Genomic DNA, 15029 nt, shown 5'->3' with positions numbered 1-15029 from the left:
TGGCTGCGTTGTTATTTTGAGTTAGTACTGCCAGTACAAACTGAATCCAGTTGTGACTGATGAGGTTTGAAAGCCATCCGGTTTGGATAGCGGGATACCGGCAAACAGGTCATAGCTCACGCCTTTAAGACTGCCGCGACAGCCCAAAACGCCGCCCGCCAGGTGTTTTCCCAGGCGCCGCTCATTTCCCGGCCCACCAATTTCGCCATAATCCATGCCCATATACAGGGAGTGACCATTCAGTGGCGTTTGCCATTCCAGTTCGTTACGGCTGTACCAACCATGATCTCCATTTAATGTGCGTTCACCATCAAACCCGCGTACTGTCCAGCGGTTGCCAATTGAAAATTGATCCTGTGTTGTCAACGTCCTGGCGCTTATTTGGCGCAGGTACTGGGTTTTGTAGATGAATGGCTGAGAAAATAGGGTAAATGGTGCCGAAAGTGCCGCAGAAAACTGGGTTGTTTTAAGTAAGGCAGTGGCTTCACCACGGGCCTCTTCTGGTGCGGGCTGAGCGCCAAACCAGCGGGTTCCCTGTTGGTAAGTTACTCCGGCATCCAGGGTCGCTCTACCAATGTAGTGACGATGAGATAATCCTAATTTCCAGCCAGCCGTTTCCCGGCTCTGTACGTCGATTTTCTGGTCATTAATAAAACTCTTGGATGTGCGGCGATAAATTTCACCGTTAATCGAGGTTCTCTGATTGGCGTTACGATGTAAGAGTCGGCTGAGTTGGATATTCAGGTTTTTGCTTTCGCCGCTGTATTTGTTGTCTTTATTTGGACTGGCTACCTTTTGGTAGTAATCATAATTACTGGCAGTGATGCCCGCCATCCAGTATCCCACCGGTAGGGAGTAGTGGAGGGTGTAGTTTTTGCTTCTGCGACCGGAAGGGGAGCGAATATCGCGTCCACCGGAGATATAAAATAGATCACTCAACGCAAGAGGATTATCCAGATATAAAGTTAATCCGCCTTGGTAACGCCCGGTAGTTTTAGAACCCGAATCGTCCAGATAGCTAGCTAGTCGCCAATGTCTTGACTGACGCCAGTTCAGCACGATATCGCTTTCTCCTAACTGTTCATTTGGTACAATTTCCATGTCAGCTTGAACGGTAGGAAAACGTTGTAAATTTTCTAATCCCTGCTCAATATCCCGTAAGTCAAGCAGCTCTCCTTCGCGGGGAGGAAATGTGGTTATCCGTTGAATATAATTGCCACTTTCAGCGGTATAGCGAATATGCCCAATTTTGCCCGGTATGATCATGAGTTTTAATGTCTTGGAATTAAGCTCCTGACTGGGCGCTAATACTCTGCTAGTGACATAGCCATGATTAATTAACCGGTTTTGTATCCGAGTCATTAATATATTAATCCCCTGGGTGCCCAGACATTGGTTTTCTCCCTGTTGGGCTAAACGTTTTAAAGGTAACCAGTGAGGAAAATGTTCCGTGCCTTCAAGAACAACATGCGTAATGGGAAAGCAGGGCGTATCGTCAGGAAATTTAGAAGGTACTGCTGTTTCAGGAACAGACAGACGAATATCCGCCGGTGGTGGTATTAATTGAGCTTCCAGTGCTTTCTGTCGTTCTTGTTGATGAATGAGTTGCTGATCTGAAATTTCGGCGGCTTTAACATCGGTAGTAACAATAAGAAAACTAGTAAAAATAATAATCTTTTTTTTCATTATTCTTTGGCATCCCGCACGCTTCATATAATTTTTGGGGCGCTATTAGTCATGAATTTGACTTAACAATCAATATGTAGATATTACTTAATGCTATAATTCATAAATATGGATTGTTATAAATTATCAATAAAAACAATTGGATATGATTTGTTATAAAATGAGCGATAATAAAAAATACTTTATTAATTAATTGGTTATGTGGGCGTTGCCAGATGCTCTAATTTAATTCTATATATTGGTAAATATGTGATATATGTCACTGATAATATTATTATGTAATTGAAGTTAAAGTAACATAATAAACTATTACTTTGGTTATTAAATAATGGGAGAGCTTGTTTCTTTCAGTTAAGATTGATGATTTTTTATTAGTTACAGCGTGTTTATTCGGCTATGAAATTTCTTGGCAAAGGAGGCTCTAGCAACAATTAAATGTTCCGAGCCATGCCCTAATTCCATCTACGAAGTGACTGAGATAATGGGATGGTAGAAATAACCGCCTCTATTAGTTTAAATATCAAAATGATTTAGTAAGAAATTTTCATCTTATTTCTCTTCTTCTTCATTTGCACTTGATTTACTGTTGGCTGTCAGTAAATAAGGCGATTGTTGCCATCGACTTGGCGTTAATTGCAATAGGTTATGTGCCAGAATAAAACCAATTGCTAAAGCGAGTAAGATCATGATCCGGAGTAAATTAGTCGTGTTATCCACCTGCTTGGACTCGGTTGCCAATTTGTGGGTATCTAATGTCAGGCGCAGAAAACCTTTGGGCTCATCTTTTCCTGGGATGGGGACGACTATCTGGTAGTTAAAGTAGCTGCCCGCTTTTTTACCATCCAAAGATAGACGATCCCGCACCGAGACGTTCTCTCCACTATGGGCAACCTGTGTTCCATTGTTAAGATAAACACTGGCATCAAGTATGCGGCTGTTTGTCGTTAGATGATGCAAATTAGCCAGTATCCGCTCATTATTAAGATCTTTGCTGCCACTCTCCATATAATCAGATAAGCTGAATGCGACTTGTTTTGCCAAGGTTTTTGCCAATTCCTCAAATTGATCCATCTGGGCTTGTTGGTGAGAACGGCTAAAATAAGAAACACCCTGCATTAGAAATACTAATAAAGCAATGCAAATCAAGATGATAGCTGTTTTATGCAGTCGGAATTTTAATTTAGCTTTGATCATAGTTATCTCTTCCAAGCTTTGGTCAACGCAATGTTGCCAGATGCAGTACAGAGAGGATAGTTTGAAGCACAATTTTTTGCTGTCAAATCATGTGGGATTACAGGAGTAGGGATTAATGTCTAATAACCTGGCTTATCACTATTTGCCGGAAGAGGTCCATAAGTGGCCGGGATTACCGCTTTCGTTAAGTGGTGAAGAAGTTATGCCGTTGGATTACCGAGCGGGTGACAGTGGTTGGTTGATATATGGCCGTGGCCTGGATAAACAACGTATTAGTAATTTTCAACATCGGCTTGGTGCTGCTATTGTCATCGTTTCTTCATGGCGTATTGATGATTATCAGGTAGTACGTATTGCCGGAAATTTGACGGCTCGTATTAAACGGCTAGCTGATGAGTGTCGGTTAGATGTGGTTCCTTTGGGGCAGATCCCACGGTTGCGGTCACCAGGTTTGCTAGTGATGGATATGGATTCAACAGCAATTCAAATTGAATGTATTGATGAAATTGCCCGTTTGGCTGGCGTAGGTGACAAAGTAGCCGAGATTACCGAGCGGGCAATGCAAGGAGAGCTGGATTTTTCTGATAGTCTGCGGGAGCGAGTTGCCCAGTTGGCAGGGGCTGATGCTGATATTCTGCGACAGGTTGTAGAAAATTTACCACTTATGCCGGGGCTGACCAGTCTGGTGCGTAAGTTACAATCTTTTGATTGGCATGTGGCAATCGCATCGGGTGGTTTTACCTATTTTGCTGACCATTTGCGCCAGAATTTACGTTTGGTGGCTGCGGTAGCCAATCAGTTAGAAATAAAAAATAGTAAGTTGACAGGTAAGGTTATAGGACCAGTTGTTGATGCTAAATATAAAGCTGCCACATTGGTGAAACTGGCAAAAAAACTGGATATCTCATTGGAGCAAACTGTCGCGATTGGTGACGGCGCTAATGACTTGAAGATGATCCGCAAAGCAGGGTTAGGTATTGCTTACCATGCTAAGCCGAAAGTTTATGCACAGTCGAAAGTGACCATCCGTCATGCTGATCTCATGGGAGTATTGTGTGTGTTAAGTGGCGGTCTTAAACACGAAGAGCGTTAATATACCCAATGGATTTCAAGATGCATCGCGACGGCAAGGGAGCGAATCCCCGGGAGCATAGAGAACTATGTGACCGGGGTGAGTGAGTGCAGCCAACAAAGAGGCAACTTGAAAGATGACGGGTATAGAATCTTTAGGAGTGCAGAGTGGCAAAAGCAGCAAAGCGGGCATTTGTCTGTAATGAGTGTGGGGCGGATTATCCGCGCTGGCAGGGGCAATGTAGTGCGTGTCATGCTTGGAATACCATTACGGAGGTGCGCTTAGCCGCAGCACCTTCCTCCCGTAATGAGCGGTTCAGTGGTTATGCGGGAGATGCTGGTGTCAGCAGGGTTCAGAAATTATCAGAGATCAGTCTGGAAGAACTTCCTCGTTTTTCTACGGGATTTAAAGAGTTCGATCGGGTGCTTGGCGGTGGTGTTGTTCCCGGTAGCGCGATTCTGATTGGCGGTAATCCGGGAGCAGGGAAAAGTACCTTATTGTTGCAGACGATGTGTCAGTTGTCTGCACAGATGAAAACTTTATATGTCACTGGGGAAGAGTCGTTACAACAGGTGGCAATGCGTGCGCACCGGTTGGGATTGCCGGCTGATAATCTGAATATGTTGTCAGAAACCAGTATTGAACAAATTTGTCTGATTGCGGAGCAGGAGCAGCCAAAGTTGATGGTGATTGACTCCATTCAAGTGATGCATATGGCGGATATTCAATCTTCGCCGGGGAGTGTCGCTCAGGTCAGAGAGACTGCCGCTTATCTTACTCGGTTTGCTAAGACTCGTGGTGTTGCCATTGTTATGGTTGGTCATGTGACCAAAGATGGCTCGTTGGCGGGTCCGAAGGTGTTGGAACACTGTATTGACTGTTCAGTGATGCTTGATGGTGAAGCAGATTCCCGCTTTCGCACTTTACGCAGTCATAAAAATCGGTTTGGGGCCGTTAATGAGCTTGGCGTATTCGCCATGACAGAACAAGGATTGCGTGAGGTTAGTAACCCATCAGCGATTTTCCTGAGCCGTGGTGATGAAGTTACCGCTGGCAGTTCTGTCATGGTGGTGTGGGAAGGGACTCGTCCTCTGTTGGTAGAGATTCAAGCGCTGGTGGATCATTCTATGATGACCAATCCACGGCGGGTGGCTGTGGGTTTGGAGCAAAACCGGTTGGCTATTCTGTTGGCTGTCCTTCATCGCCATGGTGGTTTGCAAATGTCCGATCAGGATGTGTTTGTGAATGTTGTGGGTGGCGTTAAAGTTGCGGAAACTAGCGCGGATCTCGCTTTACTGCTCTCTTTAGTCTCCAGTTTTCGGGATCGGCCGTTACCCCGTGATTTGGTTGTATTTGGAGAGGTGGGGCTAGCAGGGGAAATCCGTCCTGTGCCCAGTGGACAGGAGCGCATATCCGAAGCCGCTAAACATGGTTTTAAACGGGCGATAGTGCCTTATGCCAATATGCCGAAAAAAGCGCTGCCAGCGATGGAAGTTTTTGGTGTGAAAAAGTTGGCGGATGCGTTATCTGTTATGGAAGATTTTGGTTAAACAGGGAGGAGATATGGGGCAATTTGACTACCTTAAAGAAGCGATTAAACAGACAGGTTATACGTTGCAGCAGGTTGCTGATGCAAGTGGTATGACCAAAGGTTATCTCAGCCAGTTAATTAATGACAAAATTAAAAGTCCCAGTGCCCAAAAATTGGCTGCTCTCCATCACTATCTGAGGTTGCAATATCCTGTGCAAAATAAAACTGTTGGAGTGGTATTCGGCAAATTCTATCCATTGCATACTGGGCATATCTATCTGATTCAACGGGCCTGTAGTCAGGTGGATGAGTTGCATATTATCCTTTGCCATGATGAGCCGAGAGATCGGGAGCTGTTTATGAGCAGTTCCATGTCTCAGCAACCTACGGTGAGTGATCGTCTGCGCTGGTTGCTCCAAACGTTTAAGTATCAGAAAAATATTCATATTCATTCTTTTGATGAACAGGGAATTGAGTCCTATCCACATGGTTGGGATGTGTGGAGTGACGGCATGAAAGCCTTTATGTCAAAAAAAGGCATTAATCCAACTTATATATATTCCAGCGAAACTCAGGATTCTCCCCGATATAAAGAACATTTAGGAATTGAGACAATTCTTATCGATCCACAACGTTCGTTTATGAAAATCAGTGGTCGGCATATTCGCCAAGACCCATTCCGTCATTGGGAATATATTCCTACGGAAGTGAAACCTTTCTTTGTTCGTACCGTAGCGATTCTTGGTGGAGAGTCCAGTGGTAAATCTACGTTAGTTAACAAATTGGCAAATATTTTTAATACGACAAGTGCTTGGGAATATGGTCGTGATTATGTTTTTTCTCATCTGGGGGGAGATGAGATGGCGCTACAATATTCGGACTATGACAAGATTGCATTGGGACAAGCCCAATATATTGATTTTGCTGTAAAATATGCGAATAAGGTTACATTTATAGATACCGATTTTGTCACTACCCAAGCATTTTGTAAGCGATATGAAGGACGTGAACACCCGTTTGTTCAGGCATTAATTGATGAATATCGATTTGATTTGGTCATTCTACTGGAAAACAATACCCCTTGGGTTGCTGACGGTTTGCGTAGCCTTGGCAGCGAGCAGGATCGTAAAGAGTTCCAGCAACTGCTGGAGGATATGCTGAAAAGTAATAATATTGAATATGTCAATGTGGATTCACCCGATTATGATCAGCGTTTCCTACGTTGTATTGAACTCATTCAGCAACTTTTAGCGGCTAATCCTAAATGATACGTTAGTTGAATCGTTTATAATTAAATCTATATATAATATTTTATATGATAAATTAGTAAATATATATCTAATCACAATATGCATTGTGGCTGGATATTTTTATTTCCTGTAAGTAATAAAATATATAACAGCTATTAATATTTTTGATACTTCTATTGATTATTTATTTCTTGAATAAAAACAAGATTAATAATTAAATACTTCCCTGTTGATTTTTAAATAAAATTTTTTGTGTTTTTGATTGGTTGGAGAATAAGGATAAGGTTGATTTTTCTATTAATAATTTAATGTTAGAAGTATCATTGTTATTATGGTAATTAAATATTAATTTTAACATGTTGTTATGATATTAAGGTGTTTTTATCTATAAAAAATTATTTGTCTGATGTTATTTTTTTATTTGTACAAACAAGATAATGGCCTGTTGCTAATGAATGGTTGATAGGAATGGGTTGATCTTGTTTAGTAAAATTTTGATTTTAGCATACAGATAGTCATTTGAAATAGTCACTGGTAGAAATATTGATATACTTTCAATTGAGATATTTCTTATATGATTTTCCCTCGTTTGTGTAATCTTATAATGATGAATATCTGTATTTTTACGGATTGCTCTGGCTGTAAGAGTTACTGATAATGCCAGATTTCTTACACTATTAATTATGCTGAGATAATGAATTTGAATCAAATTGCTACGATTGAAGCCATTGATATTTCATATGGTTTTTCGGAAAGTAAAGCTAACCAGAAAATGATTTCAGACATCACTCTTTCTATTTTCCCAGGTGAATTTACTTTGATTAATGGGGATCTTTGTTCAGGAAAAAGTACTTTGCTGGCAATGATTTCTGGGTTATTGCCTCTCGACGGAGGAAAAATATTAATTGCTGATAATGAATTGGGGAGGATGAATAACTTCGAGTTAGATAGATTCCATTTGATAAATTGTGGTTTTATCTTTCAAAGAATTAATTTATCTAATGAACTTACGGTCTTGGATAATTTGCTATTATCTCTCTCTTGTGGAATCACGACCTCTCATCAGGAAGCAATAGTCAGGGCAACTAAGGCACTCAATATTGTTGGCCTGAAACACAAGAAAGATATATATCCCAAGGAATTACGTGATAATGAAAAACAACGGGTGGCAATAGCTGGCGCCATTGTGAAAAGCCCTCGGTATTTGTTTGCTGACGAGCCAACCCGTCATCTTAATAATTATGACTGCCAAACAGCTATTGATATCTTAAGTTTTATTGCTTATAACCAAAGAGGTACAGTTGTTGTGGCTTCACAGGATAATAGGCTTATTAAACATGCAGATCGTATTATTACTTTGAAAGAAGGAAAGATTATCCATGATACTTATCTTACACATAGCATAATGAATAAGACTATGAGTTTATATCTAAATAATTGAGTGGAAAACGGCCTGTTACCAGGCCATTTTCAATATGATTATTTGCTGATTCTCTTATATTTAATGCGATGCGGTTCCAGTGCTTCTGCTCCGAGAGTCCGCTTCTTATAGTCTTCGTATTCACTAAAGTTACCTTCAAAGAAAGTGACTTTACCTTCATCTTGATAATCAATGATGTGGGTTGCGATACGATCAAGGAACCAACGATCATGGGAAATAACCATTGCACAACCTGGGAACTCCAGCAAGGCGTTTTCCAGTGCGCGCAAAGTTTCAATGTCCAGATCGTTGGTTGGTTCATCAAGCAACAGCATGTTACCGCCGACTTGCAGCAGTTTAGCCAAATGTAGCCGTCCTCTTTCACCACCAGACAATTCACCGACACGTTTGCCTTGATCAACACCTTTGAAGTTAAAACGGCCAACATAGGCGCGACTTGGTAACTCAAAGTTACCGATACGCATGATATCCTGGCCGCCGGAGATCTCTTCCCAAACGGTTTTCTTATCATCCATGTTGTCACGGAACTGATCGACAGAAGCGAGTTTGACGGTTTCACCTAACGTGATGGTACCGGAATCGGGTTGTTCCTGGTTGGAGATCATACGGAACAGGGTAGATTTACCCGCACCATTAGGCCCGATAATCCCAACAATCGCCCCTTTGGGCAGAGAGAAGTTCAGATTATCAATCAGAACCCGGTCGCCATAGGATTTGGTTAGATTTTCCACTTCCAGAACTTTGTCGCCCAGGCGTGGCCCAGGTGGAATGAACAGTTCGCTGGTTTCGTTACGTTTCTGGTATTCAACGCTATTTAATTCTTCAAAACGGGCCAGACGTGCTTTACCTTTTGCCTGACGGCCTTTCGGATTTTGGCGAACCCATTCCAGCTCTTTCTCAATGGATTTACGGCGTGCGGCTTCTGTTGCGGCTTCTTGAGCCAGACGAGCATCTTTCTGTTCCAGCCATGAAGAGTAGTTACCTTCCCACGGAATGCCTTCACCACGATCAAGTTCCAGAATCCAGCCGGCAACGTTATCAAGGAAGTAACGGTCATGGGTAATTGCAACAACGGTACCTTCGTAATCGTGCAGGAAGCGTTCCAGCCATGCGACAGATTCGGCGTCAAGGTGGTTAGTGGGTTCGTCCAGTAGCAGCATGTCGGGTTTTTCCAGCAGTAAGCGGCAAATTGCCACACGGCGGCGTTCCCCTCCAGATAGATGCTCGATTTTTGCATCCCACGGCGGTAGACGCAGGGCATCAGCGGCGCGTTCAAGCTGGTTATCAAGGTTATGGCCATCGTGGGACTGAATAATTGCTTCCAGCTCACCTTGTTCTTTAGCCAGTTTGTCAAAATCGGCGTCAGGATCAGCATAGGCTGCATAGACTTCATCCAAACGGGTCAGCGCATGTTTTACCTCGCTAACCGCTTCTTCCACTGCTTCGCGGACAGTGTACTCAAGGTTTAATTTAGGTTCCTGCGGTAGATAGCCAATTTTAATTCCTGATTGTGGGCGAGCTTCTCCTTCGATGTCTTTATCGATGCCAGCCATAATACGCAGTAAGGTCGATTTACCGGCGCCATTAAGGCCAAGAACACCAATTTTTGCTCCCGGAAAGAAACTTAAGGAGATATTTTTCAGGATATGACGTTTCGGGGGAACAATTTTACCGACCCGATGCATGGTGTAGACATATTGAGCCACGTTGCTATAAGCCTCGCTATCTCTGATTGTTATAGTGCCTGTTTTGCGAAGCAAGTCGCATGAACAGGGCGTGTTGGTATTTGATTATATCAAGTTAGGTTATTTATGCTCGTCTGAGCACGATTTATCACAGTTTACCCGATTTAAGTCAATAAACTCTATAACCCAATTGCTCGAATAAAATGATCCTAGGTTGAGTTTGTTAAAGCGAATCAATTTATTATATAAAAAACTAACCTATTATGAATATGTGTTTATATATCTCATCATATGGAAAATTAATGTGGTAAGAGGTGGTAATTATATTATTATGGTGTTTATGCATTCGTAATATTAACCTGTTTGATTTTATCTCCCAGAGGAACGTGATAATGGCTAAGTGGCAATACCTTGCGATGGCTATAGGGTTGATTTTTATCTCTGTAGCAGCAAATGCTGATTCTCTGGAAAATCAGCGGCAGAGATATCAGCAGATTAAGCAAGCGTGGAATGTCAGTGATAGGGATGAAATCGCGAGGCTGATGCCGACATTGAAAGACTATCCTCTTTATCCTTATCTAGAATACCGGGAGCTGACTCAGGATTTGGCACTTGTCACACCAACGCAGATCCGTGATTTTATTGATCGTTACCCTAATCTGCCCCCTGCACGTTCTTTACCATCCCGTTTTATCAATGAGCTTGCACGCCGCGAAGAGTGGCGTGGGATACTGGCGTTCACTCCTACAGCACCGAAATCTATTACAGCTCGCTGTCATTACTATTTTGCTAAATGGTCTACAGGTGAGGAACAGGTTGCCTGGCAGGGAGCAAAAGAAATTTGGTTGAATGGGCGTTCTTTACCAGCCAGTTGCGATAAGTTATTTGATGTTTGGCAGCAAACTGGTCATTTATCAGTGAAACTGATATTACAGCGTATTAGTCTCGCGTTAAAAGCGGGGAATACGTCACTGGTCAGTTACCTCGCTAAACAATTGCCACTGGGATACAAAAGTATCAGTGAAGACCTGATTAAGTTGCAGAATGATCCGGCTACCGTGGCGGATTTTGCTAATCATACCGGGCCGACTGATTTTACCCGTGTAGCTACTTTAGCGGCTTTCTCGCGTTTCGCTCGTCAAGATCCGGAGCAGGCAAGAGCGATCATTCCATCAATTGTCAGAGTGCAAAAGATGAATGCAAGTGAACGTCAGCGGTTGAAAGATATTGTTGCCTGGCAGTTAATGGGGGATGTGAGCGATGAACAGGAAAAGTGGCGTGATGATGCGATCCGCGGTAGTCAATCTGTTGCATTGCTTGAGCGTCGTGTTCGGTTGGCATTGGGTCATGCAGATAAGCGTGGTTTGGCTCAATGGATAAAATTGCTGCCGTTAGAGGACCAGGGCAAAGAGGAATGGCGTTATTGGCGAGCCAACATTCTATTGGCACAGGGTAATAAAAGTGAAGGTGAAGCGATACTACGTAAGCTGATAGAAGGCCGTGGTTTTTATCCAATGGCTGCTGCGCAAAAACTGAATGTCAACTATCCGCTGACGATAAGTATCGCAAAAAAGCCAGATGCTGCCATTGCTTCAATACCTGAAGTGCAGAGAGTCAGGGAATTGATATATTGGCAAATGGATAATCTTGCTCGCATAGAGTGGAGCTATCTGGTCGCCAGCCAGGCTAAATTAAAACAACAGCAACTGGCGCGTTATGCTTTCAATCAAAAATGGGCAGCGCTTAGTGTACAGGCGACAATAACCGGAAAAATGTGGGACTACCTTGAAGAGCGTTTTCCATTAGCATGGCTGCGGGAATTTAGTCACTTCACTGTAAATAAAGGAATTTCTCAAAGTTATGCAATGGCGATAGCCCGCCAGGAAAGTGCCTGGAATCCGCAAGCTAATTCGCCAGTTGGGGCAATTGGGTTGATGCAGGTAATGCCAGAAACGGCAGAGGATACGGTTAAGAAAAATGGAATCCAAGGATATATGAACAGTAGCCAACTTATAAACCCGCTGACGAATATCGAAATCGGTACTGCTTATCTCGAATCGGTTTATCAGCGTTTTGGAAATAATCGGATACTTGCCAGCGCTGGCTATAATGCCGGACCAACTCGGGTAGATCGCTGGTTATCTGACAGTGGTGGGCGACTCGATGCGATAGCCTTTATTGAAAGCATTCCATTTTCTGAGACCCGCAATTATGTCAAAAGTGTTTTGGTTTATGATGTTTTCTATAGTCATTTCATGGGCAAAGCATCAAATGTGCTGACTAACGCGGAATGGCAAAGGCGTTATTGATTTATGGCAAACTATGTTATGCTGCTGTACTAGTTAAATAGTATGATGACTGATTAATTATGACGACAAATCATCTGACAGATCCAGCACTTTCGCCGCAAGATCATGAAGATTGGCAATGTTTCGTGACATTACTCCAACAGGCTTTTGCTGAAAATCTACAGCATCCGATTTTGCAGTTATTATTGACACCAGATGAACGGACAGCACTGGCTACCAGGGTACGCATTATCAAGGAGTTGATGAGTGGAAAAATGAGCCAGCGTGAGCTGAAAAATGAACTTGGAGTGGGTATTGCGACGATTACGCGCGGCTCTAATAGCCTGAAATTTGCCTCAAACGATGTTAAGGCTTGGTTGGAACAGCAATTACTGAAATAGCAGGCCGCCAATTGCGGCCTAGGCGGAATGTTTGTTTAACGGGCGTTCATCTCTTTATACATTTCATGATGTACGGGCACTAAAGCCAATATCAGAGCTTGGTGGTACACGCTGGTACGAGTCAGGGTGCCATCAGTGAAAAAGCCAATTGCACCATCTTTCTGCTTGATGTTATCAATACCTGTAAGGTAAGCCATTTCATGGCCTAATTCCCGACCTTCGCGGATACCATCAAGAATTTTCTCTGGTAGCATCAGACTGGCTGAACGAGATTCTCCGCGAATTTGCTGATATTCCACAACCATCCAGGCAAATGTCATATCGTCTTCAATACCCGCTTCCACACCTACCCAAAAGTCTGCTTCAGGGCGAACTTGTCTGGCCGCCATGACACGCTGACGGGCGCCAGTACGGGTTTCTGTGTTACCAATAGGTTGTTGTGGGACGCTACTGTCTACATTGATATCTTCGATCCGATAAGTACCTGGCCCAAAAACATCATCAAAGGCGAGACTAATGGCTTTAATTTTTGCAGGGTTGGTGGTTGCAGCAATAACGTGATACATAATAGATGAGTTATCCTTTGAACGAGTATTTACGCAGTATAACGGAAAATGAAAATGTTACAGGTATATCTTGTTCGGCATGGGGAGTCTGAATGGAACGCAGCACGTCGTATTCAGGGACAATCTGACAGCCCTTTGACTGAAACAGGCGAACATCAAGCCAGATTAGTGGCGCAAAGAGTAAAATCTGAAAGTATTACCCATATTATTACCAGTGACCTTGGACGTACACGTCGAACGGCGGAAATCATTGCTGAGGTTTGTGGTTGTGAAATTATTCTGGAGCCACGTTTGCGTGAATTGCACATGGGGGTTCTTGAACGCAGAAATATTGATTCATTAACATCGGAAGAAGAGAACTGGCGTAAGAAAGTCCTTGATGGCACACCTGGTGGACGTATCCCCAAAGGCGAATCTATGGATGAACTGGCTGTGCGTATGAGGGCTGCTCTGGAGGGCTGTCGTAATCTGCCTGTTGGTAGCCGACCGTTGTTAGTCAGTCATGGCATCGCTTTGGGATGTTTGGTTGGCACAATACTGGGATTGCCCGCACATGCTGAACGTCGTCTTCGCTTGCGAAATTGCTCTCTGTCCAGAGTGGATTATCAGCACAGTCCGTGGCTAGCGTCGGGCTGGATTGTAGAAACGGCAGGCGATATCACACATCTGGATACGCCCGCACTGGATGAATTACAACGCTAATGCTGGATAGGAATGAGATACTGAAATTCGATGATATGATTCGCCGCTTCCTTGTCTCTATCATTGGTATTGGTAAGATAATATCGTTCGATGTCGTATCCTTTCCTACGTGTCAGGTTTAGCATTGGCAGGCAAATACCATAGACGGTAAACAGGAAATCCTGTAAGCCATCTTTGGTACCGTAGTAACTAAATGAGACGTATTCTCCAGCCGGTAATGTAACAGGCTGGCTGCCTGCCACATCAAACTGGGCATATTGGGGTTCTACCGCTGTTGTGTACAATACGGTTTGTTCATCTTCTTTTTCTGGATTGGGAGTTGCATGGTGAAGGCCATAAAGTACAGGAGGTAACACCTCTGCATTTTGCAGATAATATGTCCAGAAATTGTGGCGCATTTCAGTACAAAAACTGGACCATTGTTCCAGCGTATAGGAACAGGTCTGTTCTATACCCACCAGTGGTTGTTCCTCTAGTGTGAGATAGGTTGCTTCGGGAATATACCTTTTATCCAGCAATATGGGCGGGCAAATACCCGTGGCACACCACTCCTCACTGAGTCGATAAAGTGCTGGTGTTTTATTGAATTGTTTTTTAAATGCGCGAGTGAAAGTTTGTTGGGAGTCAAACTGGTACTGTAAAGCAATATCCAGAATAGGGCGGCTGGTTAAACGTAAAGCAACGGCTGCCCGCGATAACCTTCTGGCACGGATATAGGAGCCAATAGCCTGGCCGGTAATGTCTTTAAACATACGTTGCAGGTGCCATTTAGAATAACCTGCTTTAGCTGCAACATTATTGAGTGATAATGGTTGATCTAAATGGTTATCTAGCCAACGTAATAAATCACGAATGATGCCGGTTTGATCCATACATCTCCTTAGTCATTAAGACCAAAAGAACAATATACCCGTTATCTTTCAAGTTGCCTCTTTGTTGGCTGCACTCACTCACCCCAGTCACATAGTTCGCTATGCTCCCGGGGATTCGCTCCCTTGCCGTCGCGATGCATCTTGAAATCCATAGGGTATATAAGAACCTATACTACTAGGCTATTTTGTTTGCCACTTGAACAGTCCCACAGAGTGGTAAAACGAATCATTCCTTGTACATCGTATGTCTGTTCTGATTTCTGCGTGCTGTTCGTGTTCATAATTTATTGACAAGCGTGGCATTCAACAATAACTCTACTGGATATGAGCACTAAGTGTAA

Annotated in this window: 12 protein-coding genes; 7 read left to right on the top strand and 5 right to left on the bottom strand. The window is 43.2% G+C overall.

The genetic code is table 11. The annotated features are described in order from the left end of the window. Positions 1 to 21 precede the first annotated feature (21 nt). Positions 22 to 1686, bottom strand: a complete 1665-nt coding sequence (locus AACQ83_RS06630) for a ShlB/FhaC/HecB family hemolysin secretion/activation protein (RefSeq protein ID WP_192880977.1) — start codon at positions 1684 to 1686, stop codon at positions 22 to 24. Between the two features lie 549 nt (positions 1687 to 2235). Beyond that, the gene (locus tag AACQ83_RS06625) at positions 2236 to 2880 is read right to left on the bottom strand and encodes a YtjB family periplasmic protein (RefSeq protein WP_112876412.1); all 645 of its coding nucleotides are present in this window, start codon (positions 2878 to 2880) and stop codon (positions 2236 to 2238) included. 115 nt (positions 2881 to 2995) lie between these two features. Here AACQ83_RS06625 and serB point away from each other — a divergent pair, with 115 nt between their 5' ends. The 4 genes from serB to AACQ83_RS06605 all read left to right on the top strand — a co-directional run bounded on the left by serB (position 2996) and on the right by AACQ83_RS06605 (position 8174). Further along, positions 2996 to 3973, top strand: coding sequence for a phosphoserine phosphatase (gene serB / locus AACQ83_RS06620; RefSeq protein WP_112876413.1), 978 nt, complete (start codon positions 2996 to 2998; stop codon positions 3971 to 3973). 146 nt (positions 3974 to 4119) lie between these two features. Next, positions 4120 to 5502, top strand: a complete 1383-nt coding sequence (gene radA, locus AACQ83_RS06615; protein ID WP_112876414.1) for a DNA repair protein RadA — start codon at positions 4120 to 4122, stop codon at positions 5500 to 5502. Positions 5503 to 5515: 13 nt separating this feature from the next. Beyond that, complete coding sequence (gene nadR, locus AACQ83_RS06610; protein ID WP_112876513.1) at positions 5516 to 6751, top strand: multifunctional transcriptional regulator/nicotinamide-nucleotide adenylyltransferase/ribosylnicotinamide kinase NadR; 1236 nt, start codon at positions 5516 to 5518, stop codon at positions 6749 to 6751. Between the two features lie 676 nt (positions 6752 to 7427). Further along, complete coding sequence (locus AACQ83_RS06605; RefSeq protein WP_112876415.1) at positions 7428 to 8174, top strand: ABC transporter ATP-binding protein; 747 nt, start codon at positions 7428 to 7430, stop codon at positions 8172 to 8174. Between the two features lie 38 nt (positions 8175 to 8212). On the opposite strand, the gene ettA is transcribed toward AACQ83_RS06605, so the two are convergent. After that, on the bottom strand, positions 8213 to 9880 hold the full coding sequence (gene ettA / locus AACQ83_RS06600; protein WP_112876416.1) for an energy-dependent translational throttle protein EttA: 1668 nt from the start codon (positions 9878 to 9880) through the stop codon (positions 8213 to 8215). A 371-nt stretch (positions 9881 to 10251) separates the two neighbouring features. Here ettA and sltY point away from each other — a divergent pair, with 371 nt between their 5' ends. Both sltY and trpR read left to right on the top strand, forming a co-directional pair. Continuing rightward, positions 10252 to 12168: a murein transglycosylase gene (gene sltY, locus AACQ83_RS06595; protein WP_112876417.1), complete on the top strand. Its 1917-nt coding sequence runs from the start codon at positions 10252 to 10254 to the stop codon at positions 12166 to 12168. 59 nt (positions 12169 to 12227) lie between these two features. Beyond that, positions 12228 to 12548: a trp operon repressor gene (trpR, locus tag AACQ83_RS06590; protein WP_011144939.1), complete on the top strand. Its 321-nt coding sequence runs from the start codon at positions 12228 to 12230 to the stop codon at positions 12546 to 12548. A 35-nt stretch (positions 12549 to 12583) separates the two neighbouring features. On the opposite strand, the gene yjjX is transcribed toward trpR, so the two are convergent. Further along, positions 12584 to 13114, bottom strand: a complete 531-nt coding sequence (gene yjjX / locus AACQ83_RS06585) for an inosine/xanthosine triphosphatase (RefSeq protein WP_112876418.1) — start codon at positions 13112 to 13114, stop codon at positions 12584 to 12586. Between the two features lie 54 nt (positions 13115 to 13168). On the opposite strand from yjjX, the gene gpmB reads away from it, so the two are divergent. Then, positions 13169 to 13816 carry a 2,3-diphosphoglycerate-dependent phosphoglycerate mutase GpmB gene (gene gpmB, locus AACQ83_RS06580; RefSeq protein WP_112876419.1) on the top strand — a complete coding sequence of 216 codons (648 nt, stop codon included), beginning with the start codon at positions 13169 to 13171 and terminating at the stop codon, positions 13814 to 13816. Here the strand turns inward: gpmB and robA are convergent. Then, the gene (gene robA, locus AACQ83_RS06575) at positions 13813 to 14688 is read right to left on the bottom strand and encodes an MDR efflux pump AcrAB transcriptional activator RobA (RefSeq protein ID WP_036777055.1); all 876 of its coding nucleotides are present in this window, start codon (positions 14686 to 14688) and stop codon (positions 13813 to 13815) included. The genes gpmB and robA overlap by 4 nt on opposite strands. Positions 14689 to 15029: the final 341 nt, after the last annotated feature.

Source organism: Photorhabdus sp. S10-54, from assembly GCF_963878145.1.
Classification (GTDB): Bacteria; Pseudomonadota; Gammaproteobacteria; order Enterobacterales; family Enterobacteriaceae; genus Photorhabdus; species Photorhabdus kayaii.
The sequence above is the reverse complement of the archived record's forward strand: the minus strand, read 5'-3'. Positions and strand labels throughout refer to the sequence as shown.